The following is a 25,780-nucleotide window of genomic DNA, read 5'->3' on the forward strand; positions in this document are numbered from 1 at the left end:
GCTCCCGCGTCACGCCTCGATCCTGAACCGCGACACGCCGGTGCGCAGTTCGTTGGCGACGAGCGTGAGATTGTCGATGGCTTGCGACGACTGGCGCAGCGACTCCGCCGTCTGCTGAGCGGCTTCGGAAAGCTGCGTGAGCGCCTGGGTGATCTGCTCGGCGCTCGTGGCCTGCGCCTGCATGCCGTCGTTCACGACCTGGAAGCGCGGCGCGAGCGTCTGCACCGCGCCGATGATCTGCGAAAGCTGCGCGCCCACGGCCTGCACGTCGTGCATGCCGCGCCGCACTTCTTCCGCGAACTTGTCCATGCCCATCACGCCCGCCGACACCGCCGACTGGATCTCCTTCACGGTCTGTTCGATGTCGTAGGTCGCCACGGCCGTCTGGTCGGCGAGGCGGCGGATTTCGGTCGCGACCACGGAGAAGCCGCGCCCGTACTCGCCCGCCTTCTCCGCTTCGATCGCCGCGTTCAGCGAAAGCAGGTTGGTCTGATCGGCCACCTTCGTGATCGTCGCCACGACCTGATTGATGCTCACGGCCTTCTCGTTGAGGATGGCGAGCTTGGCGTTCACCGAACCCGCTGCTTCCATCACGCTGCGCATGGTGTCTTCCATGTGCGTGAGCCCGCTCTGGCTCGTGCTGGCGAGCCCGGCCGACTGCTCGGCCACCGTCGCCACTTCGCTCATGGTGCGCACGAGGTCGCGCGCCGTGGCGAAAATCTCGCGCGAGGTCGCGCCGATTTCGGTCGTGGTGGCCGCCGTCTCGCTCGCGGTGGCCTGCTGCTCCTTCGACGTCGCGGCCACTTCGGCCACAGAGGTCGTGACCTGCAGGGACGACTTCTGCGCCTGGGCGACGAGGCTGGCCAGTTCGTCGCTCATGCGGTTGAAGCCGTCTTCCAGCACGCCGAATTCGTCGGTGCGGTTCAGCGCGAGGCGCTGCGAAAGGTTGCCGGTGCGCATGGAGTCGTGCACCTCCACGAGCCGCGCCATCGGCACTGTGATCGCGCGATAGAGCGCGTAGCCCGTCGCGAGCGCGGCGAGCAGCACGACGCCCAGCGCCGTGGCGAGCGTGATCTCCGTGCCCGTGACCGAGCTGCGGATGGTCTGCGCGGACTCGTCGGCCTGCTGACGGTTTTCTTCGACGAGCGCGTTGGCCGTGGCGAGCACCTCCTGCCAGGCCGGGCCGATCTGCGCGAATGCGGCCTGCGCGGCTGGGCGCGACGCGGGCAACTGGCTCGCTACCGCCTTTGCCAGCGGCAGATAGCGCGCGTAGGCGTCGCGAAAGCGCTGGAAACGCTCGCGATCGTCGCTGCGGAAAAGCGTGCGTTCGTACTGCCGTGCGGTCTCCTCCACCTGCGCTACGGCCGCGGGCAGGCCCGACAGGTCGCGGGCCACGCTATCCGGGTCGGCATCGACGAAGGCCGCGCGCTCGACGAGGCTATAGGTCTGGTTGGCCGCCGCGCGCAGCGAGGTCGCGTAGAACAGGCCCGGCACCGAATCGCTCGTGAGGCTCATCGCCTCGCTGTCGATGGCGCGCAGGCGGTCCCACGAGATCGCGGCCATCGCGAGCATGAGCACGAACAGCAGGCCGAAGCTGAGGACGATGCGTGTGCCGAGGGTGAAGCGACCCTGAGTCTGTCGAGGCAGGCCGGCTTGGCCGGAACGGGGCATGGCGGTGCTCATTGCGCTAAAGACTCTCCGGTGGCGTGGACCGGCGCGCCGGCCCGCCGGCGAGGCGGGGCGCGGCTGCGCCGGGCTAGGCCGCGCGCGGCGGCCGTGACCGCCGTAGTGTAATGCGTTTGCGCACTTTTATGGGACAAGCGATGCTAGCTGACAGCCACGCAGGACGGGGCTCGCCGGGAATTTGGAGATGATTTCGCGGGGTTCGCCGGGGCGTTTTGGCAGCCCTGCACAGTGCGCTGCGGGGAACCCCGGCGCGCCAAGGCCAATGCGTCACGCATCGGCAGCCGAGCGCGGAACGGCCGGAGCGGCCGGGCCGACCGCGGCTTGGCGGCCGCCTTACTTCTTGACGAATCGCAACGTAGCGTCGACGACCATCTCGCGATGGCGTGCGCGCAGGCGCGGATGCGACGGGTCGCGCCCGAACGCCGCGCCGAACGTGTGGCGGTTGCCCACGCGGTGAAAGCACATCGAGCTGATGAGCAGGTGCAGGTCGATGGGATCGATGTCTTCGCGGAACGCGCCGCTCGCCACGCCGCGCGCGAGCAGGTCTTCGATCGTGCGGATCGCGCTGGCGTTGCGGCTGCGGAAAGTCTTCAGGCGCTCGATGTACTTCGCGCCGTGAATGTTCTCGATCGTCACGAGGCGCACGAAGTCGCGGTGGCGGTCGTGATAGTCGAAGGTGAATTCGACGAGCCGCCGCAGGCCTTCCGTGGGGTCCAGTTCGTCGATGTGCAGGTCCAGTTCGAGCGCGCGGATGTCGCCGTAGACCTTGTCGAGCACCGCTTCGTACAGCCCTTCCTTGCTGCCGAAGTAGTAATACAGCATGCGCTTGGTGGTGTTGGTGCGCTCGGCGATCGCGTCTACACGCGCGCCTGCGAGACCCATGGCCGAGAACTCGGCCGTCGCCACTTCGAGGATATTGCGCTTGGTCTGCTCGGGATCGTACTTGCGCCGGCTTTCGGATTGAGCATCGTTGCGTTCGGCCGAAGCCGCCGGTCTTGCCATGTTTTTTTTGGCCCGCAGCAGGGAAGGAATGCGGGAGATTTTAGCACGCGGGGCGCGGCCCTTTAGAAGGTGCCGCGCCCCGCTATCACGCTGAAAGCCGCCCGGAAGCGGCCTGCGAGCCTTACAGCTCGATGCGCTTGATATCGCCCACGATGAAGATGTACGAGGCCGCGCCGATCAGCGCGATCACGCCGATGAACACGAGCGCCCAGACGAACGAGCCCGTCGCACCGACGATCAGCCCTACGACCAGCGGCGTGATGATGCCCGCGAGATTGGCCGCCAGGTTGAAGATGCCGCCCGTGAGGCCGAGCATGCCGGCCGGCGCGATATCCGAAACGAGCGTCCAGCCAAGCGCGGCCATCCCTTGCGCGAAGAACGCCACCGAGAGGATCGCGATCACGGCCACGTTGCTCTCTACGAAGTTCGCGAGAATGATCGTCGAGGCGAGCAACAGACCGGCGATGATCGGCAGCTTGCGCGCCACGTTGGCCGAGATGCCGCGGCGCAACATCCAGTCGGAGAACGTGCCGCCGAACATCACACCGATCGACGCGGCAATGAACGGCATGATCGCGAAGAAGCCGATCTTGAGCCAGCCCATGTGGCGCTCGGTGGCGAGATAGGTCGGGAACCACGTCAGAAAGAACACGAGCGTGGAGTTGCCCGCGAACTGCCCGAGGCAGATGCCCGCGAGCTGACGGCGGCGCACCAGCTGGCCGGCCATGCGCCAGTCGAAGCCCTGCTTTTTCGGTTGCCCGGCAGCGGCTTGCGTGTCGGCCTTGCGCTCGTGGCGAGCGAGACCGCCGCCCGCCTCGATGTAGTCGAGTTCGGCGCGGTTGGCCGCGGGGTGCTCGTGCGGCTCGCGATACAGGAACCACCACACGAGGCCGAACACGATGCCCACGCCGCCCACCACGTAGAACAGCGAGCGCCAGCCGTAGGCGCCCATCAGCGCGAAGAGGAACGGGCTGAAGAACGCGAGGCCAATGTACTCGCCCACCGTGTAGGTGCCCGTGGCGAACGCGCGCTCGCTTTGCGGGAACCATGTGGCGACCACGCGGCTATTGGTCGGGAAGCACGGCGATTCCGCCGCGCCGAGACCCAGGCGACAGGCGAACAACGCGCCCACGCCGCTGATGAAGCCCTGTGCGAGCGTGCACATCGACCAGAGCGTCATCGAGAGCCAGTAGGTGAACTTGCTGCCGAAGCGATCGAGGAACACGCCGCCCGGAATCTGCGCGACGACGTAGCTCCACGAGAACGCCGAGAACACGAGGCCCATGAGGGCCGCGTTGATGCCCAGTTCCTTGGTGAGCTGCGGCGCTGCGATGCCGAGCACGGTGCGATCCAGGTAATTGATCATCGTGCCGACGGCCAGCAGGCCCAGGATGCGATAGCGCGCTTTCGAGCGGCGCATCGCGCCCTCGACGGGGGCGGCTGCGGAAAGGTTCGGCGCGTCGCCGCGCCCCGTGGATACGGGTGGTGCCATGTCTTCGTCTCCAATTTGTCGACGGGAGTTGGCGCTTCAGCGCTTACTCCCGTCCCATGCCAATGTGGCGGTCGACGGGAGTTGGCGCTTCAGCGCTGACTCCCGTCCCATGCCCATGTGGCGGTCGGCAGGAGTTGGCGCTTCTGCGCTTACGCTCGTCGAGCGCTGTCGTTGTTATTCGCCGGCGCTTGCAGCGTTCGCGGCCAGCATGGATTGCAGATGCGCATACATGCGTTCCGCGTCGGGCTCGACGCCCGTGAACAGCCGGAACGCATCCACTGCCTGGTACACCGCCATGCCGCCGCCGCTCAGCGTGCGGCAGCCGCGCGCCTCTGCCGCTTCGAGCAGCGCGGTACGGATCGGGAAATAGACGATGTCCGCCACCCACAGCCGCTCGTGCAGATACTCCGCAGGCAGCGGCATGCCGGGCAACTTCGCCATGCCGGTGGGCGTGGCGTGGATGAGGCCCGTGGCGTGTTGGAGCACGTCGCGCAGATCGCCGCCCGCGCTCACGCGAGCCGTCGGGAAGCGCGCTTGCAATTCGCTGGCGAGCGATTCGGCGCGCGACGCGTCCACGTCGAACAGCGTGAGCGCCTGGGCGCCCATCTGCAGCGCCGCGTGTGCGACCGCCGCGCCCGCGCCGCCCGCGCCCAGCTGCACCACCGCTTCGAGCGAGACGTCGGGCAGGCCGCGCTGGAACGCGCGCGCGAAACCCGACCAGTCGGTGTTGTGACCGATCCGCTTGCCGTCGCGGAACAGTACCGTGTTCACGGCGCCGAGCGCGCGGGCGTCATCCGAGAGTTCGTCGAGCAGTTCGATCACGGCCTGCTTGCACGGATAGGTGATGTTCAAACCGTCGAAACCCATGCGCTCGGCGGCCAGCAGCAGCTCGGGCAGCGCGGCGGGCGTGAGCTTCAGCGCTTCGAGGTCGATGCGCCGATATACATAGTGGAAGCCGAGCTCGCGGCCTTCCTGCTCCTGCATCGCGGGCGTGAGCGAGCCGCCGATGCCCGAGCCGATCAGACCGCAGAGAAACGAGTTGGCGGTTGCGCGCGCGCCCAGCGCATTCGTTTTGGCGTTGTTCTGGGCGCTCATTTCGCCACCTTTTTAGCAAGCAGTGTGGCCATGCGCTCCAGCGCGAGCACATACCCTTGCGTGCCGCAGCCGACGATGATGGCCTCCGCAATGGGCGAAACGAACGAATGGTGCCGGAACGCCTCGCGCTTGTGCACGTTCGAGATATGGACCTCGATCACAGGCTTCGCGATGGCGGAAAGCGCATCGGCAATCGCCACCGACGTATGCGTATAGGCAGCCGGATTGATGACGATGCCGTCTACGCGCGTACGCGCTTCATGCAGCCAGTCGATCAGCTGATGCTCGGCGTTCGACTGGCGAAAATCGATCTCGAGCCCAAGACGCCCCGCCGCCTCGCGGCACAGGTTGGCAACGTCATCTAACGTTTCAGCGCCGTAGATCGCGGGCTCCCGCGTTCCCAGCAGATTCAGGTTCGGTCCGTTCAGGACCAGCACCGAAGGCATTCCCATTACACACACTCCAGAACAGCTTGACGACCGGCACGGCGCATGCTCAAGAACCGTTGCATGTTTCACCGCATGGTCGCCAGTGTGCCGCGAAGCGGTGCACCGGTCACCTGGGGTTTGCCAGAATTTGTACTAACTAGTTAGTTTGGCGTATCCTTCGGACACTCCAGCGGCAAGTGTGTCTGTGGTGCGCCAGTTAGTTAAATACCCGCGCCACACCGCCGCGCCGGACCCTTGTTCAACACCGAAGTCGCAGTCAGCAAGCTCGCCATGCCCATGTCCAAGCCGCTCCACACCCCCTCTCGCGCGCTGCGCCGCTCGATCGCCACGGTGTCGATCAGCGGCACGCTCGCCGAAAAGCTCGCCGCGATCCGCGCCGCCGGTTTCGACGCCGTCGAGATCTTCGAGAACGATCTGCTCTATTTCGAAGGCTCGCCGGCCGACGTGCGCCGCATGGCCGGCGATCTCGGCCTCGATATCGTGCTGTACCAGCCGTTCCGCGATTTCGAGGGCGTCGCGCCCGAGCGCCTCGCGCGCAACATCGAACGCGTGAAGCGCAAGTTCGACGTCATGCATCAACTGGGCACGGACCGTTTGCTGGTGTGCAGCAATGTCTCGCCCGAAACGATCTGCGACGACGGTCTGGCCGCCGAACAGCTTGGCGCGCTCGCGCAAGCCGCCGGGGAAGCGGGCGTGACGATCTGTTATGAGGCGCTTGCATGGGGGCGCCACGTGCGCACCTATGGCCACGCGTGGCGGCTCGTCAACACCGTCAATCACGCGAACCTGACACTCGCGCTGGACAGCTTCCATACGCTCTCGCTCGACGACACGCCCGACGGCATCGCCGCGATTCCGGGCGCGCGCATCGGCTTCGTGCAGATCGCCGACGCACCGAGAATGCAGATGGACGTGCTCGAATGGAGCCGGCACTATCGCTGCTTCCCGGGCCAGGGCGACTTCGCGCTCGCGGATTTCACGGCGCAGGTGGTGAAAAGCGGCTACACGGGCCCGCTCTCGCTCGAAATCTTCAACGACGGTTTTCGCGGCGCGCCGCCCGCCGCCACGGCCGCCGACGGCCATCGCTCGCTCTTGCTGCTCGAATCGCTCACGCGCGAAACCCTGCAGGCGGAGCATATCGACGCGAGCGCGCTCTACCACCCGAGCGCCGCGCCTGCGAACGCACAGTGGCAATTCCTCGAGTTCGCCGTGGACGACACCGCCCGCGCGCACGTGGCGAACTGGCTCGAAAAGCTGCATTTCCGCCGCGCGGGCCAGCATCGCTCAAAGGACGTCACGCTCTATCAGCACGGTTCGGCCGCCATCGTGCTCAACGCCGAGTCCGACTCGTTCGCCAACGCCTTTTTCCAGCGCCATGGACTCTCGCTCTGCGCGTCGGCGTTTCGCGTGGACGATGCGCGCCTCGCGCTCGAACGCGCGGCGGGCTTTGGCTACCCGCCGTTCTCGGGCCGCGTGGGTCCGAACGAGCGCGTGGTGCCCGCCGTCCAGGGGCCGGACGGCAGTCTTAACTATTTCGTTAACGAGGAGCCGGGCCAGCCTACCCTCTTCGAAGCCGACTTCGCGCTCACGGATATCGACGGCCCGGTCGAAGTGGGACCGATCGCGGGCATCGATCACGTGAGCCTTTCGCTGCCTGCCGGCTCGTTCGATTCATGGGTGCTGTTCCTGAAGTCGGCGTTCGGGCTCGAAGCAACGCCCGCCGTGCTGCTGCCCGATCCGTACGGGCTCGTGCGCAGCCGCGCGCTCATGAGCCGCGACCGCGGGCTGCGCGTCGTGCTCAACGCGTCGGTGGACCAGCACACGGCCGCGGCGGAAACCGTGCGCGCCTACCACGGCACAGGCCTGAACCACGTGGCCTTCAACACCAGCGACATCTTCCGCGCTGTAACCGAATTCGAGGCGGCCGGCGTGCCGCTCCTGCGCGTGCCCGCGAACTACTACGACGATCTCGACGCGCGCCATGCACTCGACCCCGCGTTTCTCGACGCGCTGCGCAACCACAACCTGCTCTACGACCGCGACGAGCGCGGCGGCGAGTTTCTGCACGCCTACACGGAGACGCTCGATCAGCGCTTCTTCCTGGAGATCGTGGAGCGGCGCGGCGGCTACGACGGCTACGGCGCGCCTAACGCAGCCGTGCGCCTCGCGGCGCAGGCGCGCCAGCGCGCACTTGCCGCACAAGGCACGCACAAACCGCAAGATTGATTCAAACGCAGTCCCCGTAGTCACTTCGCGCAGCAGTACGCACGCCGCATCGACCTGAAAATCATGCGGCGTAGCAAAGAAAACAATAAGCAGTCCAAATCTCACCCGGAGACGCACAACGATGAAGAAAGCAGGTCTTGGTTTTGGCACGTTCCTCGCCACCAGCGCAGCCCTCGTGGCCAGCCCCGCGTTCGCGCAAAGCAGCGTCACGCTTTACGGCGCCGTCGACGACGCCATCACCTACGTCAACAACCAGAACGGTCACTCGAACGTCTATCTGCGCCAGGGCAACCTGTATGCGTCGAAGTTCGGCCTGCAGGGCAAGGAAGATCTCGGCGGCGGCACGTTCGCGATCTTCGACCTGCAGAACGGCTTCGACCTCAACTCGGGCGCGCTGTCGTCGAGCGGACTGATCTTCAATCGTCAGGCCTACGTGGGCTTGCAGAACCAGAACCTCGGCACGTTCACGGCCGGCCGCCAGTACACGCCGTATTACCTGTTCGTCGGGCCGCTCACGGGAAGCTCGTGGCTCACCGGTGCAACCGGCGCGCACCCCGGCGATATCGACGGTCTCGACACGACCGTGCGCATCAACAATTCGGCCACTTACACCTCGCCGATCTTTTACGGCTTGCAGGCGAGCGCCATGTACGCGCTCGGCGGCATTGCGGGCAGCACCGGCAAGGGTCAGACGTGGAGCGCCGCGCTGCGCTATTCCGCCGGCCCGGTGAGCCTCGCCGCAGCCATCCTGCGCATGGACAACGCGCAGTTGACGAGCGGCTTCGACAGTTCGTCAACGGGCAGCTTCGGCAAGTCGTCACTGAATACGGGCTATGTCTCGGCGAGCGCGGTCCAGCACATCGCGGCGGGTGGCAACTACACGCTCGGCAACCTGGTCCTCGGCGCGTCGTATTCGAACGTTCAGTACATCGCGGGCGGCAAGTCGATCTTCCATGACACGGCCATCTTCAACACCTGGGCGGCGCTCGCGGTCTATCGCTTCACGCCGGCTTTCGACGTGGGCGGCGGCTTCGCCTATACGCTGGCTTCGAAGGCCAACGGCATCACGAGCGCGGCGCGTTATCAGCAGTACTCGCTCAAGGAGTCGTACCACCTCTCGAAGCGCACCACGCTCTACGCACTGCAGGCCTACCAGCACGCAGGCGGCCAGACGCTCGGCGCGAACGGCGCGGGCAACATCGTCAACGCGAGCCCGGCCGTGGGCGACTCGCAGAACTCGACGCCCTCGTCCACGCGCTCGCAGTTCGTCGGCATGGCCGGTATCGCGCTGCTGTTCTGATCGTTGTTCCGATGCACCGCCGGGGGCCCTGCACGGCCCCCGGTTTCGCTCGCAGCCCCTCGACGCAGCGGCACGGCGCTGAGTACACTCGCGGATAACGCCAAAACGAATCCGCGCGAATCCGCGAACTCACCGTGCCGCCCTCCGTTCCCGCCATCAGCCCACGCCTGCGCAGCAGGCTGCGCACGCTCGCCAAAACGCAGCCCAAGGCTGTCCAGCGCACCTACGACACGCTGCTCTCGCTCGAAGGCTATAGCGCGCTTTCGGCGGCGGCGCGCAAGGACATCTTCACGTCGATCGCGTTTTCCGCAAACCAGTGGTTCCAGTGCCTGCTCGACGGCACGCCACCCACCTCCGAAGTCATGGACCAGACCGCGGCGTTCGCGCGCCGCCGCGTCCACCAGAACGTGCCGCTGCGCTCGCTGCTGCGCGCATTTCGCCTTGGCGCGCGCGAGTTGTGGCGCACCTGCACGGAGCTTGCCGAGGCCGACCCGGCGCTCGCGCACGAACTGCTATTCGATATCTCGCCCTATCTGCTCGATTACTTCGATGCGATGGCCGAGCACATCGCCGAGGCTTATCTCGACGAGCAGCACCAGCAAGCGCGTTGGCGCGGCTCGCTGCTGCAGCAGCTCTACGACCTTGTGTTCCATGCCCCCGACGACGCCGCGCGCTTTCGCGAGACCGTCGAGGCACTCGGCCTCGACGCCACGCTGCCGCGCATTGCGCTCGCCGTCGATCTGGACTTGCGCGACCACGCGCCTTCGGTGCGCGAGGATGCGCTCGACCGTTTCGCGCTCAGCGCCGCGCGCCACTTCGACCTGAAACCGGACGCGCTCGTGCGCGCATGGCACCGCGAGCGGCTGGTGTTCTGGCTGCCCTGCGTGCGGGGCGATTCGATGACGCGCAACGATCAGCGCGTGGCCGAGCACGCCGCCGCGCTCACGCGTGCCGAGCCGCGCGTGCGCAGCATCGGCATCGGGCTCATGAACGAAGGGGCGCGCGGCTGGGCAGCCTCGGTGGAAGAAGCACTTAAGGCGGTGGACTTTGCGCCTCGTGGCAGCCGCGCGGACGACGGCGACGAGAACGGCAGCGAACCCGGCAACGCCCTTCGCGTGCACCGCTTTTCGTCGATCGCCATTGAGGAGAGTGTGCGCAGCAGCGCCAACGTCCTGCGCTATCTCGTTTCGCTCGCCGAGCAACTGGCGACAGAGGCGGACCTGGTCACTACGCTCGAAGCGTGGTTCGCGAGCGGCCAGCGCCGGCGCCAGACAGCTGAAGCACTAGGCGTGCATCCGAATACGCTCGACTACCGGCTCGAGCGCATCGAGACGCTGCTGGGCGCGAAGCTCGATGACGCGCACTGGATTGCGAGGCTGGATATCGCGCTCAAGCTGCGCGGGGCGACGCAGGGCTCGGAGCGCGATGGCAAGAAGCCGGAGAAGAAGGGGCGATTGCGGGTGAGGAAGGCGAAGAGCGCGGCGCGCTGAAGCACGCGGCGCGCCCCGCTCGCGCGTCACCCCGCGTCGCGCAATTCCCGCCGCAAAATCTTCCCCACCGTCGACTTCGGCAGCGCTTCGACGAAGCTCACCACGCGCGGCACCTTGTAGGCCGCGAGTTGCGCCCGGCAATGCGCGATCACGGCTTCCTCGCTCAGCGCCGCCTCTCGCGCGGGCACCACGAACACACGCACGGCCTCGCCGCTGCGTTCGTCGGCCACGCCCACGCACGCGCATTCGGCCACGCCCGGCAGCGCGGTCACGACCGCCTCGATTTCATTCGGATACACGTTGAAGCCCGAAACGAGGATCATGTCCTTCGAGCGATCGACAATGCGCAGGAAGCCGCGCGCGTCGAACACGCCCACGTCGCCGGTGCGAAAGTAGCCATCGTCCGTAAAAGCGGCGCGCGTGGCCTCGGGCTGGTTCCAGTAGCCCTGCATCACCTGCGGGCCCGTCGCGCAGATCTCGCCCGGCTCGCCAGGCGCGGCTTCGACGCCGTCGTTCATCAGCTTGACGTCGGTGGAGGGCACCGGCAGTCCCGTCGTGCCGGTAAACCGATCGACGCTGCCCGGATTGAACGACAGCACCGGGCTCGTCTCCGAAAGCCCGTAGCCTTCGCGGATAAAGCCGCCCGTAATCGCCTGCCAGCGCTCGGAAACCGTGGGAATGATCGCCGCGCCGCCACCGCCCGCGAGCCGCAGCCGCGAAAAATCGACCTCGCCGATACGCGGATGTGCAACGAGCCCCGCATAGAGCGTATTCACGCCCATGAAGCTCGTCGGCCGCGCGGCCTTGAACACATCGATCATGCCGTTCAGATCGCGCGCGTTCGCAACGAGCCAGTTCTCCGCGCCAATCGAGAAGTACGTGATGAGATTCACCGTCAGCGCGAAGATGTGATAGAGCGGCAGCGCGGTGACGATGACCTCCTCGCCCGGGTTCATGAAGCCCGGCATGAAGGTCTTGAACTGCTCGACGTTGGCGACGAGGTTGCGATGCGTGAGCAGCGCGCCCTTGGAAAGCCCGGTCGTGCCGCCCGTGTATTGCAGGAAGAGCGGATCGTCGCCGCACAAGGTGGGGGCTTCGAACGGCAAGCCGGCGCCTTGCGCGAGCGCCGCCGCAAACGAGCCGGGTTGCGCATCGCACTCGCTGCTCGGGCTTGCGCAATCGCTTGCGGCAACGCTCAACGCGGTTTGGACGGCCGTATTCGCCTTGATCGCGTCGAAAGTGGGCAGCGCGCCATCGAACACCACGAGTGTTTGCGCGCCGGAGTCCACGAGCTGGTGCTGAAGTTCGCGCGGCGTATAGAGCGGATTCACGTTCACCTGCACCGCCCCTGCCCGTACGATGCCGATCAGCGCAATGGGAAACGCGAGCAGGTTCGGCAACATCACGGCGACGCGGTCACCCTTCTTCACGCCTGCGTGCTGCAGATACGCCGCGAAATCGCGCGAGAGACGGTCGACGTCGGCGTAGCTGAGCGATGCGTCGCCCGGCGAAGCGTCGCCCGGCGTGGCGCCGCCCGCGCGCAATGCCGGCCGGTGCGCATGCTCGCGCATCGCTTCATTGAACATATGCGCGAGCGACGGATGCCGGTCGGGATCGATGGTAGCGGGAATCTCGCCATAGCTGGCGAGCCAGGGGGCTTTCGACACGTTCGTCTCCATGAAATCAATTCGCGGCTTGTATGCGAGGTGCCGCGTTTCACGCCCATGCTACGGGCTTGACCGCGCCTGGAGAACTGGGAAAGGGGATAAGGTGATTGTGAAAAGTCACAAAAGCGCGCCCGCGCGCCACCGAGTGCGATGTCATGTCCGTGTCTGATTTTTGTCGGTTGTGCGACACTGCCTCGTCCCGTCCGTGACGCTTTTTAGCGTGCCGACGCGGCATCGCGCCGCGCACGTTTGCTAACCGCATACGCCGCGTCGAGGCGCTTCCCGAGGCGGATTGATCAGAGCAACGCTTTCATGCCGGACATACCCCTGTCCCCGTACCGCGCGCCGAGCGCACGCCGCCGCGGCATTGGCATCGCCCTTTTTCTCGCCGTCATCGCGGCCGGGGCGATTTATGTCATCGATCATCTCGTCGTCGATTTGCGCGCCGTGCGCGAAAGCTCGGCGCTTCCCTTCATCCTGCTCGCACTCGCTTTACTTATCGCGCTCGGCTTCGAGTTCGTGAACGGCTTTCACGACACCGCCAACGCCGTCGCCACCGTCATCTACACGAACTCACTCGATCCGCATCTTGCCGTGGCGTGGTCGGGCGCGTGGAATTTCATCGGCGTGCTCGTCTCCAGCGGCGCGGTCGCGTTCGGCATCCTGCAACTGCTGCCGGTGGAGCTGATCCTCCAGGTGGGCAGCGGTGCGGGCTTCGCCATGGTGTTCGCACTCCTGATCGCCGCCATCGTCTGGAACCTCGGCACCTGGTATTTCGGGTTGCCTTCATCCAGTTCGCATACGCTCGTGGGCTCGATCATCGGCGTGGGCATCATGAACCAGTTCATCAGCGGGCCTTCGGGCACGAGCGGCGTGGACTGGGACCAGGCGGCGGGCGTCGGCAAAGCGCTGCTGTTCTCGCCCGTGGTCGGCTTCGTCATGGCCGCGTTGCTGCTCCTCGTGCTCAAGCTGCTCGTGCGCGTGCCCGCGCTCTATGCCGAGCCCAAGGCAAACCAGGCGCCGCCGCTCTGGATCCGCACGCTGCTCATCCTCACCTGCACCGGCGTTTCGTTCGCCCACGGCTCGAACGACGGCCAGAAAGGCATGGGCCTCATCATGCTGATCCTGATCGGCGTCGTGCCGACCGCCTATGCGCTCAACAAGGCCGTCACGCCCGAGGAAACCACGGCGTTCGTGGTCGTGGCGCGCGAGGCGTCCGCAACGCTGGGCCGATACGCGCACGGCGCGCCGCCCGACAACGCGCGCGCCGAGGTCGAGGCATTCGTGCGCACACGCCAGCTCACACCCGCCACGCTGCCCGCGCTGCGCCAGCTCACCGACACCATCGCCGACCAGGTCGCCCTGTCCGGCTCGATGGCGACGGTGCCCGACGCGATCGTCGACAACGTGCGCAACAACATGTACGTGGCGAGCGAAGCGATCCGCCTGATGCAAAAGGCGAAGGCACCCGAGATGTCACCCGCTGACGCCAAAGTGCTCGACACCTTCCGCAAGCAGATGGACCACTCGACCAAGTTCATTCCCACCTGGGTGAAAGTGGCCGTGGCGCTGGCGCTCGGTCTCGGCACGATGGTGGGCTGGAAGCGCATTGTCGTGACGGTGGGCGAAAAGATCGGCAAGCAGCATCTCACCTATGGTCAGGGCGCATCGGCCGAAGCGGTCGCCATGATCACGATTGGCATGGCCGACGTCTACGGCTTGCCGGTGTCGACCACGCACGTGCTGGCTTCCGGCGTGGCCGGCACGATGGCCGCGAACGGCTCGGGCCTGCAGTGGGGAACCGTTCGCAACCTCGTGCTCGCGTGGGTGCTCACGTTGCCTGCTTCGATTGCGCTTGCTGCTGGCCTGTACTGGATGTTCCGGCAAGTTTTCTGACATCGGCTTCACGCAGCATGTCGCGCAACCGGAACTTCTGCACTTTGCCTGCCGGCGTGGTCGGCATGGCGTCGAGCAGCCATAGGCGTTCAGGCAGGTACTGCACGGCAACCTTGTGCGACTTGAGAAAACCGACGAGCGAAGGCAGATCGACAGCTGCTCCGGGCCTGGCCACCACAACGGCGCAGGCGCGCTCGCCCAGCCGCTCGTCCGCATACGCGACGATCGCTACCTGCGCAACAGCGGGATGACGATACAGCAGAGATTCGATCTCCACCACCGGAATATTCTCGCCGCCACGGATGATCACGTCCTTGCTGCGGCCGCTGATGCGGATGTAGCCGCGCTCGTCGATGATCGCGAGATCGCCGGTGTCGAACCAGCCTTGCTCGTCCGTCGCGTTGAGGTGCCCGCGCTTGAGGTAGCCGCCGAACCCCGAGCAGGAGCGCACGAAGAGCCGACCCGCTACGTTCGCCGGCAGCAAGCGGTCGTTCTCGTCCACGACTCTCACTTCCACGCCCGGCAGCGGCGCGCCATCGGTCGTGGAAGCGCGTTCGTCAGCGTCGTCCAGATGCGTGAGCGTCACCGCGCCCAGCTCCGTCATGCCCCACGCGGAAACGATCTTCGCCCCCAGCGCCGTGCGTGCGCGATCGACCAGTGCGCCGGGAATCGGCGCGCCCGCACATAAGAACGTCCGCAACGTCGGCACGCGCGTGCCCGTCTCAATGGCCGCGTTGGCGAGATCGCCGAGGAACGCCGTGGACGCCATCGTGAACGTCACTCGCTCCGCTGCGATGAGCGCGAGCGCTGCCTCGGGCTGCCATACGTCCTGCAAGACAGCGCTCGCCCGCAATGCGATCGGCATCATGAGGCCATACATGAAGCCGGTTTGATGCGCCATGGGCGAGGCCATCAGCACGACATCGTTGCGGCCGAGACGCATGGCCTGCGCATAAGGAAGAATGTTCGAAAAGAGCGTGTTCGCCGTGTGCATCACGCCCTTGGGCTCGCCCGTCGTGCCGGAGGTGTAGAGCAGTTGCGTCACGTCGTCGGGGCCCGGGCGATTGCGCGTGAGGATGGCTTCGGCATCACTCGCTTCTTCCCAGCGCGGGCCGCTCAGAAGCGCTTCTAAACTGTTGCGCGCCGGCTCGCCGCCGTCAGTTGCGCCCACGACTACCACGTGCTGCAAGGCGGGTAGTTCTGGCCGCAGCGCGCACAGCATGGCCTCGTAGTCGAAGCCTCGATAGCGCTGCGGCACGATCATCACTTTGCTGCCGCCATGGTTGAGCATGAACGACAGTTCGCGCTCGCGAAAGATCGGCATGAGTGGATTGAGCACCGCACCGATGCGCGAGCACGCGAGATAAAGCAGCGTGAACTGCCAGCAATTCGGCAGCTGCATCGAGACCACGTCGCCCTTTACCACACCGAGCCGCGCGAGGCCCACGGCAATCCGGTCCGCCATCCGCGCCATCTGCGCGTACGTGAAGTGTGTGGTCTCTCCGTCTTCGATTCGTACAGCCGTGAGCGCGATCTTCGCCGGGCATTCGGCCACGCAGGCGTCCAGTTCGTCGTTGATGGTGCGCCCGGGCCACCAGCGCCGTGCCTCCTCCCGCGCGCGGCGCGGCCCGATCAGTACCGCGTCGAACTCCATGTGCGCCCTCCCGTGGCGTTGCAGGAAACGTCGCAGGCGGCGCGCATCATGCCGGCACCGCGTCGCGGCCCGCGTTCGAGCGCGCGATGATGGTCTTCATGATCTGAGCCGTGCCGTCGCCGATCTGGAAGCCGAGCACGTCGCGCAGACGCTGTTCGAGCGGCCCGCGGTCGTAGCCGCCGTGCCCGAACGAAAGCAGGCATTGGTGCACCACGTCGTAGGCTAGCTTCGGCCCCCACCACTTGCACATGGCGGCTTCGGCCGTATGCGGCAGTCCACGGTCCTTGAGCCACAGTGTTTGCAGGCACAGCAGGCGTGCCGCCTCCACCTGGGTCGCATATTCGGCGAGCGGATGCGAAACGCCCTGGAATGCGGAAAGCGGCTTGCCGAAGGCCTCGCGCTGCGCGACGTACTCCCACGTTTCTTCGAGGCTCACGCTCGCCACGGCGAGCACCTGCAGGCCGATCAACGCGCGCGAAAAGTCGAAGCCCTGCATCACCTGAACGAAGCCCTTGCCCTCGTCGCCCAGCAGATGGTCCACCGGCACGCGCACATTCTCGAAGAAGATCGAACCGCGTCCGATCGCGCGCTGGCCGTGGCAGTCGAAGCGATTGCGCGTGACGCCCGGCAGATCCATCGGCACGAGAATGGCCGAGACGCCGCGCGCGCCGTCTTCCACGCTGCCCGTGCGCGCAAACACTACGGCGGCGTCGGCCTGATCGGCGGCCGAAATCGACGTTTTCTCGCCGTTGAGGACGTAATGGTCGCCTACGCGCTCCATTTTCAGGCGCAGGTTCGCGGCATCCGAGCCACCTCGCGGCTCCGTGAGGGCGATGGCGAGCAGCGCGCGGCCCTGCGTGAGGCGTTCGAGCCACGGCCGCGCAATCTCGGGAGCAGCGTGCTTCGCGAGAATCTGCCCGTTGAGCGAGGCAAGCAGGTTGATGTATGAAAGGCTCAGGTCCGCGCGCGCAATCTCCTCGTGGATCACACCCGCCGCGAGGCAGCCCAGTCCCTGGCCGCCATACTGCTCAGGCAATTCCGGCGCGATGAAGCCCATCTCGCCCATTTCGCGCATGAGGCCGCGATCGAGCACGCGCGTGGTGTCGCGTTCGACAAAGCCCGGCGCAACGCGCCCTTGTGCGAAGCGCCGCGCATGCTCGCCGAGAACAGCGAGGTCTTCGTCGATATACGGATTCATGGTGTCTCCTTGAAGCAGCCGGCTTTATTCATTCGTCATCCTGATCGTCATGGAGACGCCTTTATTTGGCGTACTTGCGGAACTCCGGCTTGCGCTTTTCCTGGAAGGCACGCACGCCTTCGCGCGACTCTTCCGTGTCGTAGTAGAGCTTGAGCGCGTACATGCCCATGCCCGCGATGCCGGCCTGATGCGCGGTATCCATATTGAACGAGCGCTTGGCAATCGCAATGGCCGTGGGGCTCTTTTCCATGATCTCGTCGCACCACTTCTGCACTTCCGCGTCGAGCTGATCGTGCGGCACCACAGCGTTCACGAGGCCCATGGCCAGCGCTTCGGCCGCCGGATAGCGTCGGCACAGATACCAGATTTCACGCGCCTTCTTTTCGCCCACCACGCGCGCGAGAAACGCCGTGCCGTAACCCGGATCGACCGAACCGACCTTCGGGCCCGCCTGCGCGAACACGGCCTTTTCCGAAGCAATGGTGAAATCGCAGATCGTGCACAGCACGTTGCCGCCGCCCACCGCATAGCCCTGCACGCGTGCGATCACGGGTTTGGGCACGTCGCGAATCGCCGTGTGCAGCTCTTCCATCGGCAGGCCGATCGTGCCGCGTCCGTCGTACTGTCCCGAGTGCGCGGACTGGTCGCCACCCGTGCAGAACGCCTTGTCGCCCGCGCCCGCAAGGACGATCACGCCGATCTCGCGGTCGTAGCCCGCCTTGTTGATCGCGTGAATCAGTTCGTCGCAGGTGCGGCCGCGAAACGCGTTCATCTTGTCGGGCCGGTTGATGGTGATCCATGCCGCGCCGTTACGCACTTCGTAGAGAATGTCTTCGTAGTTCATGATCGATGCCTTTGATGTTGCGTAGTCGATAGAGCGTGCGTTCGCCGACGTTAGCCCGCCATGGTCAGGCCGCCCGATACACTCAGCACCTGTCCCGTGATGTAGTTCGCGTCGTCGCTCGCGAAAAACACGATTGCGCCGGGCAAATCGTCGGGCTGCCCGATGCGGCCGAGCGGAATGGAGCGCTGGAACGCTTCCAGAAGCTTTTCCGGGTTGCCCGCGCCTTCCTTGTATTCGGCAAAGAGCGCGGTGTCGGTCGGGCCCGGACACACCACGTTTACGGTGATGCCGTGGCGCGCATGCTCACGCGCAATGGTCTTCGAAAACGCCACAAGGCCGCCCTTGCACGCCGCATAGACCGCTTCGCCCGACGAGCCGACACGCGCGGCGTCCGAGGCGATGTTGATGATGCGGCCGCGCTTGCGCTCGACCATGCCGGGCAGCACTGCGTGATGCATGTGCAGCGCGCCCGTGAGATTGATGGCGATGAGCTTGTCCCACTGCGCCGGTTCGGTCTTCGTGAACGGGCGGAAAACGTCCCAGCCCGCATTGTTCACGAGCACATCCACAGGGCCGAGTTGCGCTTGCGCCTGCTGGAGCGCCGTTTCCACCTCCTCGCGGTTCGTGATATCGCAACGCAGCGCCAGCGCCTGGCCTCCCTTCTCGTGAATCTCGTCGGCCACCTTCAGCGCCGCTTCGAGCGACAGATCCAGCACCGCCACGCGCGCGCCCTCAGCGGCAAAGCGCCGGCAGGTCGCCCCGCCGATGCCGCCACCACCGCCCGTCACCACGACCGTCTTGCCTTCGAGTTTTCGCACCGCGATCCTCCATTCGGTTGAGCAGTACCATAGACGCCTTCGACGCCGGACCATCTTTCGGCCCCGCTACGAATTACGTCAATATGTTGACGTATACTAGGTAACACCCAAGTCGAAGACAAGCGCAGAAGCACCAGGAGAAACCCTTGCCTAAAACATCAAAAATTCAGGATTCAAGCCGCTTCGACCTTGCCAACCGGCTGTTCTTCCGGCTCTACCAATGCGCAAACATGTTGCATAAAACCGGCACACGCGCCGTGGAAGCCGAGGGCTTGACCACGCAGCAATGGGCCGTGCTCGGCGCGCTCTCGCGACCGGAAGCACGGCCGGGCATGAGCGTGGGCGATCTCGCGCGGTATCTGATGGTGAGCCGCCAGAATCTCTCGGGCCTGATCAGCCGGATGGAACGCGACGGCCACGTGAGGACCGAGGCGGATGCGCGCGATCGCCGCTCGCGCCTCGTCTGCATGACCGAGCCGGGCCGCAAGCTATGGGTCGCGCAGGCCACGCCGAAAATCGAGGCGTACTACGAAGCAGTACTAGACAATTTTTCGTCGGACGACATGACGCACACGCTGCACTATCTGCTGAAGCTGCTCGATAACATGAAGCGCGTGGACGAACGGGAGCGCGTGGCGGACGACGACGATGCGTGAGCGTGCTCCGCTACAATCTAACGAAACGCACAAGGAGAAAACCACATGAAGATGGACGCATTTCGCTTCGGCACCACCGACTGGTCCAGCGTCGAGCCCACGCAACACAAAGGGGAAACGGGCATGGCTACCTGGCGCACGCGCTTTTTCGGCGACGAGGCCAACCCGATCCGCGTGCGCATGGTCGAGTATTCGCCGGGTTACCTCGCGGATCACTGGTGCAAGAAGGGGCACATTCTGTTCTGCCTCGAAGGCGAACTGGAGACCACGCTCGACGACGGGCGCAAGTTCGTCCTCACGCCCGGCATGAGCTATCAGGTGGGCGACAACGCCGAGGCGCACCAGTCGTACACACGCACGGGTGCGAAGCTCTTCGTCGTCGATTGAAAGCGATGCCGCTTCAGCGCGGCGCGCCGAGATCGGCGTCGAGCCGCTTGCGCAGGTCGCGCACCACGCGCGCGGCGGGAACGAGCCACCACGTGGGCGCCGCCACGGAAAAGTCGTACGCGAGCGCCGTCTGCGCAGCGCCGGTCGTGTGCGCCCGGCAGCGGAACGCCACCATGTGGCGTCGCGTGGCGGTTTGCGAGCCAGGCGAGAAGCGCATGACCGCACGCAGCGCGAACTGCGTCTCGTCGGGCGCGGCATCGTACGATTCGACGCTCCACTCCGCACCGTAGTGCGCCTCGTGACGCAACGCCGCGCTCACGCGGCGGAGCGTTTCATCGGCGGGCAAGGCCACGGGGTGCTCGCGCCCTGCACGCCCGGCGCGAAACAGCGTGCGCTGCGACCAGCCCCAGCCGAACGTGAGCACCACGCCGCCCGCCACGAGCACCCATTGCAGGATATGCATGAGCCAGCGGCCGACCTCGAAGCGCGCAATGGGCGCGAACAGCAAGCCCGCGATCCAATGCGCGGCAACGAAGATCACGACGCACACGAACACGCTCGCCGAAAGCGTCAACAGCCAGCCCCGCGACGGGTCATCGAATTTCGCAAACAGGAAATCGCGCACGCCGCCTGAACGCGCCCGCGTGTCAACGGATTGGGGTTCGGTTGCGGCCTGCGGCTCGTCTTCCTGCGCGGCATCCGCTTCGTCGCGCAACCCCGCGAGTTCGCCATGCAGCGAGTCGCGTTCGGTCCGCATGCGCTGGATCTCGTCGAGGGTACGCGTGCGCTCGTCGCGCAGCCCGTCCAGTTCGGCGCGCACGCGTTCGCGCTGCGCCAGCAGCGCCTGCATCTGCGCGTGCAGCTCCTCGGCCTGCGCGACGCTCAGCGCGGAGCGGCTCACCGGCGGCGCATGATGCACGGACCAGTACGCTTCGAGTAGCTCGCGCGCCTCCTTGACGCGCTTGAACTGGTCGTCAGCCCAGCGCATCGAGGCGGCGGTGGGGTGCCGCCATTTGTCGGGATGCAGGATCTGCGCGAGATGGCGATAGTGATGCTTGATGTCCGCCTCGCTCGCCCCCGGCTCCAGATCGAGCCGGTAGTAGAGGCGGTCGTAATCCACGGGTCGGTAATCGCGGCCTGGCATGACCTGTATCTATTCGTCAGTGGATGGATTGGCAGACGGCGCAACGCCTGCCCGCTCAAGTTAGCGCAATGCGCCCAGTCCGGCAAGGAAAGCGCCGCTGCCGTTGCCCGCACGGTTTCAGTGCGGCCGGCCCGTGAGCAGCCGGCTCAGCGTCGCGAACGCGGTGGCCGGCAGCTCGTGCAGCTTGCGTACGACCACGGCATTCGGATAGAACGCCTCAACGGCGTCGTCCAGGATGCCGATGCCGACCAGCTCGATGCCCTGCTCGTTGACCGCCTGCGCGCGCGCGAGCAGGTCGCTGCGCAATACAGCCGGGTCGCCGTCGCTCGTCGAAGGATAGCCGTCCGAGAGGACGAAAAGCAGCCGCCGGCGCGCCTTGCGCTGAGCGAGTCGCGCCGCCGCCCAGGCGAGCGCTTCGCCGTCGGGGTTCTCGTGGCCGCACTCGATGGCCGCGAGCCCGCTCAGGTCGCGTGAGTCGAAGCGCTTGAACACGCGCAGGTCCAGCCGCTCGACGAAGCGGTTATAGGCCCGTAGATCCGCGCCGGCCGCGCGCTCGCGTTCATAGAGCGCGCGCATTTCCGGCGTTTCGATCGAACTGTAGCCGAGCACTTCCGAATCGAAGGCGAGCTGCGTGAGCGCGTCGGCGAGCGCGGCCGCGCACAGGCGCGCCAGCTCGATCTTGCGGCCCGCCATCGAGCCGCTCAGGTCGAGCAGCAGCGTGACGACCGTGTCGCGCCCGCTCGCATGACGCGCCACGCGAAACGGCGTGCGGTAGCCGCGTGAGGCGGCGAGACGCGCGAGCGCCGCGCGGTCGATCTCGCCGCGCTCCTGCTCGCGCTTCCAGTGCGTGAGTTCGTCGGCCTTGAGCACGCGCTCGAGCTGGGCCTTGAGCGCGCCCGTCTCCGCGCGCGCCAGTGCGCGCAGCTTGCGCCAGCCGGTGGCGTCGCCGCGGCCCGTGAGATCGGTGACGGCGTCGTAGGCCGTGGTCAGCGGGATCGACAAACGTGGCCGCGTTGGCGCAGCGCTGCGATTCGTGGCGGCGGCGTGCGGCGCATCCGCTTCGGAAAGCGCTGCGCCGGCGGCGGAATCGGATTCGGCGCTCGCACGTGCCGAAGCGCCGTCGCCGCCTTCGCGGACATCATCCGGCTGGGCGGCGCTGCCCGGCGGCTCGACCTCGTCGTCCTTGCCGAAGTCGTCTATCGCCTGAGCGAGCCGCGCCGATTCGTCGTCGAGCCCTTCGGGCGGGCCCGCCGTCTGCATCATGTTGTTCGCGCCGCGCGACGCGAGCGCGCGCACGCCCGCCACGATCGCCGCGGCCGCACTCAGGCTGGCGCGCGTCGACTGGCTCGCGCGGGCCGCGCCGAGCGGAGCGTCGATCGCACGCAGCGCGGCGGCAAGCGCCGCGGCATCGCGCTCCAGCACGCCCGGCGCTTCGTCCCACAGCGTACGCTCGATCGCCCATGCAAGGCGCTCGCGCCACGCCAGTTTCGACCAGCGCCGCGCGACTGCCTCACGGCGCTGCATACGCCAGCTTTGCGCGTAGCGTTGCGCGCCAGGGAATGCCCGCGCGAGCTGCGCGAGCACGCGACGGTCCTCGATCGCCTGCGCAATGCGCCCCGTCACGCCGGCTTGCGGCGTGTCGAGACGCGCCGCTTCGCTGTAGCGATGGCGCGCCGCCAGCAAATCGAGCGCGCCGAGCAGTGCGGCTTCATTTGCGCCATCAGTTGCGAGGCGCGCGGGCAGCACGAAACGTTCGCCTTCAATGCGCGGCTCGCCCGCGCCGAACGACACGCTCACGCGCGAGTCGCCGGTCAGCACCCGTGCGAGGCGGCCGAGCGCGCCCGCGGGATCGGCGCTCGCCGTCAAGCTTTGTGTTTCGTCCTGCAAGCTGGACACGGGCGCCTCCGCACTCACGCGTCGAAGATCACGTGATGCCGGATGACGCTGCGGATGAGCGCCGCATCGTCCGCGCTCACCTTCGCGTAGATCGCCGGCCCCGCCGCGCGTTCGACATCGCCGGTGCGCAGCATGAGTTCGGCCCAGTCGATCAGGCGCCGCGTGGAGAACGCGCTCGCGAGGTCCTCGCGGGCGAACGCGGCGCGGCAGTCGGCGGCAATGGCGGCGAGTGTGTGCGCGAGCGGCCGCGTGAGCACCGGCAGCGTGCGCAGCAATACTTCGGTTTCCTCTTCAAGTGAAAGATAGTCGAACAGGTAGACGCGCCAGCGGTCGAGAAAGGCCTCATTGAGCAGATTCGCGCCCTGGTACAGATGGCGGTACGCGCTCATCGCGCCTGCGGCGTTCGCGGTGGCGAAGAGACGGAACGACGGGTGCGGCTCGACGATTTCGTTGCCGCGCTCCTTGAGCAGCAGGCGGCCGTTCGGTTCCAGCACGGCGGTGAGCACCGCCAGAATGGACGGCTCGGCAAAGTCGAGTTCATCGATGATGAGCCAGTAGCCCTCGCGCATCGCCACGGGCAGCACGCCGTCCACCCAGATCGTCTCGCCGCCCTTCACGGTCCAGAAGCCGACGAAGTCGCCGATGGTGGTCTGACCGTTCATGTTCGCGCGCAGCACGCCATAGTCGGCGCGCGCCGCTACCTGCTCGATGAAGCTCGTCTTGCCCGAACCCGTATGGCCGATCAGCATGACGCGGCGATTTTCTACGATGTCCTGAACGATGTCGTCGCCACGTTCGGTGAATAGGTAGGCCGCGTTCACGCGCGGCACCAGCGCGTTCGGCTCGCCGCGCGGCAGATCGACACTGCCGATCCGTACGGTGGGCGTGCTGGCGTGCGGCCTGACCTGAGCCGAATTGGCCTCGCGCGCCGCTTCGACGGCCCGCCGCAAGGCCGCGGAAAATGTGCTGCCCGCCAGTGAAGCTCGCGCTTCATCGGCGCGCTGCGCTTCGGAAACGAAGCCCTCGCGACGCCACTTGAGCAGCTTCGCTTCGAGATTGTCGAGGTCGATCTCGGTGTCGACGTCGACTTCACCGCTCTCGCCCTGCCCATGCTCGATGCGGTACATATGCGCGCGTTCGGAAGACGAGACGCGCCACCATTCGCGCGCGCGGCCGTCGCCGCGGGTGTAGAGGCCGAGCGGGGCTTCGTCTTGCAGTGCGGGATCGGTTGCGTTCATGGACGGGAAATGCAGGGCGCGTTCGGTCAATCGTCACATATTACCGATGCGCACCGCAGTGCGGCAATGCGGCAGTGCCCCGGCCATGCTTCCGGCGCACCCTCAACCATGCTAGCGTGACGATCGCCGTACGAGGCGCGCACGCCTCACCTGCCACCCGGAGATCCCCATGCCCCAAGCCGCGCCGCCCGAACTCGACGACGAGCCAGGGCGCGGCCGTTCGCTCGCACGCCACTACCCGCGCGGCCTCCAGATCGAGCCGCACACGCATACGTGGGCGCAAGTGCTCTACGCCGTCTCCGGCGTGATGTGGGTCGAGGTGGAGCGCGAAGCACTCGTCGTGCCGCCGCAGCGCGCCGTGTGGCTGCCTCCCGGCACGCAGCACGCCATCCACATGCTGAGCGCCGTCGAGATGCGCAATCTCTATCTGCACGAGCGCGACAGCCGGCACCTGAGCGAGCGGTGCGAAGTGTTCGAGGTCAACGGCCTGCTGCGCGAACTCATTACGAGCCTCGCGGAACGCGCGCGCGAAGACGACGCCTGGCTCGACGCCGCCTACCGCCTCGCGTCGATCGAACTCGCCCACGCACCGCGCTCCACGCTGCGCATTCCGCTGCCCGACTCGTCCGACCGCCGCCTCGCCACGCTGTGCCGCGCAGTGATTGACAACCCGTCGGCCGATATCGGCTTCGAACAGCACGCGGCTTGGGTGGGCGCGAGCGTACGCACCCTCTCGCGGCTCTTCACGCGCGAGCTTGGCATGGGGTTTGCGGAGTGGCGCCGCCAGGTGCAGCTCGCAGTCGCGGTGTCGCGCCTCGCGGAAGGCGAGCCTGTGAGTGCCGTGGCGCGGATGCTGGGCTATCTGCCCAGCAGCTTCAGCGACATGTTCCGCCGCGAGCTGGGCGTGCCGCCCAGCGAGTTCCGGCCCACCGGCACACTGGGTTTCGCAGAGGAAAGCGCGGAGCAGTGACGCCTGGCGCGGCTCAGTGCGGCGGCAGATCGCCCACTAGCGGGAACATGTCGGGCGTATAGCCCATATTGAAGTAACCGGCCCGTGCATAGGTGGCGATTCGTTCGAGATGCTCGGTTTCGCGCGACGCATCGCGCGGTTCGGGCTCATCGGCGTGCGGCGTGGGCGGCCCGCCCGCCCGTCCGCGCCGCGTGAACCACGCCGGCACGGACAGCATCGACAGCTTCGACATCGCGGACTCCTTGCAAGGCGTTGACCTCTTCCAATCTAGACAGTCAGAGGCGCGCACGCAAACAAGCATTTCTGGGATGCATAGCACACCGCGGCCAATGTTCATCGTTGAACCGCCCGGCGCGCTGTAAACGCCCGAAAACCTTACAAATAACTAACGTTTCGAAATTGGCGCACGAGTTGGTTAGACTGCGAGTCTTAGCCTTCGCTGCACGGGCGAGGCACGGCTTCGACGGCATAACAATCATGAGAATGCGTATGCAGCAACTCGACAGTCAGCGGCAGCAATTCGCGGCGGCCAAGCCGTTGAGTGCGCCGACATGGTTTCTCCGCACCGCCTCGCGCGGTGTTCCGACCTCCTGGAGGCAGGCATGAGCGACGTCCCTCAGACGCAACCCGCGCCCCAGCCGCCGCGAATTGCTGCCGCTGACTGTCGAGTTG

The 25,780-nt window shown here is 66.4% G+C and carries 21 protein-coding genes; 7 read left to right on the plus strand and 14 right to left on the minus strand.

Going from position 1 to position 25,780, the window contains the following annotated elements; genetic code table 11:
• Positions 1-9: 9 nt before the first annotated feature.
• From E1N52_RS31640 to aroQ, 5 genes are all read right to left on the minus strand, one after another.
• Positions 10-1,683: a methyl-accepting chemotaxis protein gene (locus E1N52_RS31640; protein WP_133187288.1), complete on the minus strand. Its 1,674-nt coding sequence runs from the start codon at positions 1,681-1,683 to the stop codon at positions 10-12.
• A gap of 336 nt (positions 1,684-2,019) precedes the next feature.
• Positions 2,020-2,688, minus strand: a complete 669-nt coding sequence (locus E1N52_RS31645) for a TetR/AcrR family transcriptional regulator (RefSeq protein ID WP_133187290.1) — start codon at positions 2,686-2,688, stop codon at positions 2,020-2,022.
• Positions 2,689-2,809: 121 nt separating this feature from the next.
• On the minus strand, positions 2,810-4,108 hold the full coding sequence (locus E1N52_RS31650; protein WP_246089304.1) for an MFS transporter: 1,299 nt from the start codon (positions 4,106-4,108) through the stop codon (positions 2,810-2,812).
• Positions 4,109-4,354: 246 nt separating this feature from the next.
• Positions 4,355-5,275 carry a shikimate dehydrogenase gene (locus tag E1N52_RS31655; RefSeq protein WP_133187294.1) on the minus strand — a complete coding sequence of 307 codons (921 nt, stop codon included), beginning with the start codon at positions 5,273-5,275 and terminating at the stop codon, positions 4,355-4,357.
• Positions 5,272-5,727, minus strand: a complete 456-nt coding sequence (aroQ, locus tag E1N52_RS31660) for a type II 3-dehydroquinate dehydratase (RefSeq protein WP_133187296.1) — start codon at positions 5,725-5,727, stop codon at positions 5,272-5,274. Before aroQ ends, E1N52_RS31655 begins: the two co-directional genes overlap by 4 nt.
• A 306-nt stretch (positions 5,728-6,033) precedes the next feature.
• Here aroQ and E1N52_RS31665 point away from each other — a divergent pair, with 306 nt between their 5' ends.
• The 3 genes from E1N52_RS31665 (at position 6,034) to E1N52_RS31675 (ending at position 10,740) form a co-directional block, all read left to right on the plus strand.
• The gene (locus E1N52_RS31665) at positions 6,034-7,950 is read left to right on the plus strand and encodes a bifunctional sugar phosphate isomerase/epimerase/4-hydroxyphenylpyruvate dioxygenase family protein (RefSeq protein WP_133187332.1); all 1,917 of its coding nucleotides are present in this window, start codon (positions 6,034-6,036) and stop codon (positions 7,948-7,950) included.
• A 121-nt stretch (positions 7,951-8,071) separates the two neighbouring features.
• On the plus strand, positions 8,072-9,250 hold the full coding sequence (locus E1N52_RS31670) for a porin (RefSeq protein ID WP_133187298.1): 1,179 nt from the start codon (positions 8,072-8,074) through the stop codon (positions 9,248-9,250).
• Positions 9,251-9,384: 134 nt separating this feature from the next.
• Positions 9,385-10,740: a PucR family transcriptional regulator gene (locus E1N52_RS31675; protein ID WP_246089302.1), complete on the plus strand. Its 1,356-nt coding sequence runs from the start codon at positions 9,385-9,387 to the stop codon at positions 10,738-10,740.
• Positions 10,741-10,766: 26 nt separating this feature from the next.
• On the opposite strand, the gene E1N52_RS31680 is transcribed toward E1N52_RS31675, so the two are convergent.
• A complete protein-coding gene (locus tag E1N52_RS31680) occupies positions 10,767-12,407 on the minus strand; it encodes an AMP-binding protein (RefSeq protein ID WP_133187300.1) in 1,641 nt (546 codons plus the stop codon).
• A gap of 312 nt (positions 12,408-12,719) precedes the next feature.
• On the opposite strand from E1N52_RS31680, the gene E1N52_RS31685 reads away from it, so the two are divergent.
• The gene (locus E1N52_RS31685) at positions 12,720-14,303 is read left to right on the plus strand and encodes an inorganic phosphate transporter (RefSeq protein ID WP_133187302.1); all 1,584 of its coding nucleotides are present in this window, start codon (positions 12,720-12,722) and stop codon (positions 14,301-14,303) included.
• On the opposite strand, the gene aliA is transcribed toward E1N52_RS31685, so the two are convergent.
• The 4 genes from aliA to badH form a co-directional block, all read right to left on the minus strand.
• Positions 14,239-15,957, minus strand: coding sequence for a cyclohexanecarboxylate-CoA ligase (gene aliA / locus E1N52_RS31690; protein WP_133187304.1), 1,719 nt, complete (start codon positions 15,955-15,957; stop codon positions 14,239-14,241). The two genes, E1N52_RS31685 and aliA, sit on opposite strands and share 65 nt — an antisense overlap.
• A gap of 46 nt (positions 15,958-16,003) precedes the next feature.
• Complete coding sequence (aliB, locus tag E1N52_RS31695) at positions 16,004-17,155, minus strand: cyclohexanecarboxyl-CoA dehydrogenase (RefSeq protein WP_133187306.1); 1,152 nt, start codon at positions 17,153-17,155, stop codon at positions 16,004-16,006.
• A gap of 61 nt (positions 17,156-17,216) precedes the next feature.
• A complete protein-coding gene (gene badI, locus E1N52_RS31700) occupies positions 17,217-17,999 on the minus strand; it encodes a 2-ketocyclohexanecarboxyl-CoA hydrolase (protein ID WP_133187308.1) in 783 nt (260 codons plus the stop codon).
• A 50-nt stretch (positions 18,000-18,049) separates the two neighbouring features.
• Entirely contained in the window at positions 18,050-18,817 is a 768-nt protein-coding gene (gene badH, locus E1N52_RS31705) for a 2-hydroxycyclohexanecarboxyl-CoA dehydrogenase (protein ID WP_133187310.1), read from the minus strand.
• Between the two features lie 230 nt (positions 18,818-19,047).
• Here badH and E1N52_RS31710 point away from each other — a divergent pair, with 230 nt between their 5' ends.
• Together E1N52_RS31710 and E1N52_RS31715 are read left to right on the plus strand one after the other, a co-directional pair.
• Positions 19,048-19,473, plus strand: a complete 426-nt coding sequence (locus tag E1N52_RS31710; RefSeq protein WP_133187336.1) for a MarR family transcriptional regulator — start codon at positions 19,048-19,050, stop codon at positions 19,471-19,473.
• A 45-nt stretch (positions 19,474-19,518) separates the two neighbouring features.
• Entirely contained in the window at positions 19,519-19,860 is a 342-nt protein-coding gene (locus E1N52_RS31715; protein WP_133187312.1) for a DHCW motif cupin fold protein, read from the plus strand.
• A 13-nt stretch (positions 19,861-19,873) separates the two neighbouring features.
• Here E1N52_RS31715 and E1N52_RS31720 read toward each other — a convergent pair whose 3' ends face one another.
• The 3 genes from E1N52_RS31720 to E1N52_RS31730 form a co-directional block, all read right to left on the minus strand.
• Positions 19,874-21,004 (minus strand): J domain-containing protein, encoded by a 1,131-nt coding sequence (locus tag E1N52_RS31720; RefSeq protein WP_133187314.1) that lies wholly within the window; start codon positions 21,002-21,004, stop codon positions 19,874-19,876.
• 117 nt (positions 21,005-21,121) lie between these two features.
• The gene (locus E1N52_RS31725) at positions 21,122-22,900 is read right to left on the minus strand and encodes a cobaltochelatase CobT-related protein (protein ID WP_246089303.1); all 1,779 of its coding nucleotides are present in this window, start codon (positions 22,898-22,900) and stop codon (positions 21,122-21,124) included.
• 14 nt (positions 22,901-22,914) lie between these two features.
• Positions 22,915-24,138, minus strand: a complete 1,224-nt coding sequence (locus E1N52_RS31730) for an AAA family ATPase (RefSeq protein ID WP_133187318.1) — start codon at positions 24,136-24,138, stop codon at positions 22,915-22,917.
• Positions 24,139-24,307: 169 nt separating this feature from the next.
• Here E1N52_RS31730 and E1N52_RS31735 point away from each other — a divergent pair, with 169 nt between their 5' ends.
• Positions 24,308-25,108 (plus strand): AraC family transcriptional regulator, encoded by an 801-nt coding sequence (locus E1N52_RS31735; protein WP_133187320.1) that lies wholly within the window; start codon positions 24,308-24,310, stop codon positions 25,106-25,108.
• 13 nt (positions 25,109-25,121) lie between these two features.
• Here E1N52_RS31735 and E1N52_RS31740 read toward each other — a convergent pair whose 3' ends face one another.
• Positions 25,122-25,340: a hypothetical protein gene (locus tag E1N52_RS31740; protein ID WP_133187322.1), complete on the minus strand. Its 219-nt coding sequence runs from the start codon at positions 25,338-25,340 to the stop codon at positions 25,122-25,124.
• Between the last annotated feature and the right edge of the window lie 440 nt (positions 25,341-25,780).

Origin of the sequence: Paraburkholderia guartelaensis, assembly GCF_004353905.1 — a bacterium.
Lineage (GTDB): Bacteria > Pseudomonadota > Gammaproteobacteria > Burkholderiales > Burkholderiaceae > Paraburkholderia > Paraburkholderia guartelaensis.

Coding starts and splice junctions, on each gene's coding strand:
- E1N52_RS31640 (WP_133187288.1), bottom strand. CDS start 1,683: ATGAGCACCGCCATGCCCCGTTCCGGCCAAGCCGGCCTGCCTCGACAG.
- aliA (WP_133187304.1), bottom strand. CDS start 15,957: ATGGAGTTCGACGCGGTACTGATCGGGCCGCGCCGCGCGCGGGAGGAG.
- aliB (WP_133187306.1), bottom strand. CDS start 17,155: ATGAATCCGTATATCGACGAAGACCTCGCTGTTCTCGGCGAGCATGCG.
- E1N52_RS31645 (WP_133187290.1), bottom strand. CDS start 2,688: ATGGCAAGACCGGCGGCTTCGGCCGAACGCAACGATGCTCAATCCGAA.
- E1N52_RS31735 (WP_133187320.1), top strand. CDS start 24,308: ATGCCCCAAGCCGCGCCGCCCGAACTCGACGACGAGCCAGGGCGCGGC.
- E1N52_RS31685 (WP_133187302.1), top strand. CDS start 12,720: ATGCCGGACATACCCCTGTCCCCGTACCGCGCGCCGAGCGCACGCCGC.
- E1N52_RS31740 (WP_133187322.1), bottom strand. CDS start 25,340: ATGTCGAAGCTGTCGATGCTGTCCGTGCCGGCGTGGTTCACGCGGCGC.
- E1N52_RS31710 (WP_133187336.1), top strand. CDS start 19,048: ATGTTGCATAAAACCGGCACACGCGCCGTGGAAGCCGAGGGCTTGACC.
- E1N52_RS31720 (WP_133187314.1), bottom strand. CDS start 21,004: ATGCCAGGCCGCGATTACCGACCCGTGGATTACGACCGCCTCTACTAC.
- E1N52_RS31650 (WP_246089304.1), bottom strand. CDS start 4,108: ATGCGCCGCTCGAAAGCGCGCTATCGCATCCTGGGCCTGCTGGCCGTC.
- E1N52_RS31670 (WP_133187298.1), top strand. CDS start 8,072: ATGAAGAAAGCAGGTCTTGGTTTTGGCACGTTCCTCGCCACCAGCGCA.
- E1N52_RS31730 (WP_133187318.1), bottom strand. CDS start 24,138: ATGAACGCAACCGATCCCGCACTGCAAGACGAAGCCCCGCTCGGCCTC.
- aroQ (WP_133187296.1), bottom strand. CDS start 5,727: ATGGGAATGCCTTCGGTGCTGGTCCTGAACGGACCGAACCTGAATCTG.
- E1N52_RS31715 (WP_133187312.1), top strand. CDS start 19,519: ATGAAGATGGACGCATTTCGCTTCGGCACCACCGACTGGTCCAGCGTC.
- badI (WP_133187308.1), bottom strand. CDS start 17,999: ATGAACTACGAAGACATTCTCTACGAAGTGCGTAACGGCGCGGCATGG.
- E1N52_RS31655 (WP_133187294.1), bottom strand. CDS start 5,275: ATGAGCGCCCAGAACAACGCCAAAACGAATGCGCTGGGCGCGCGCGCA.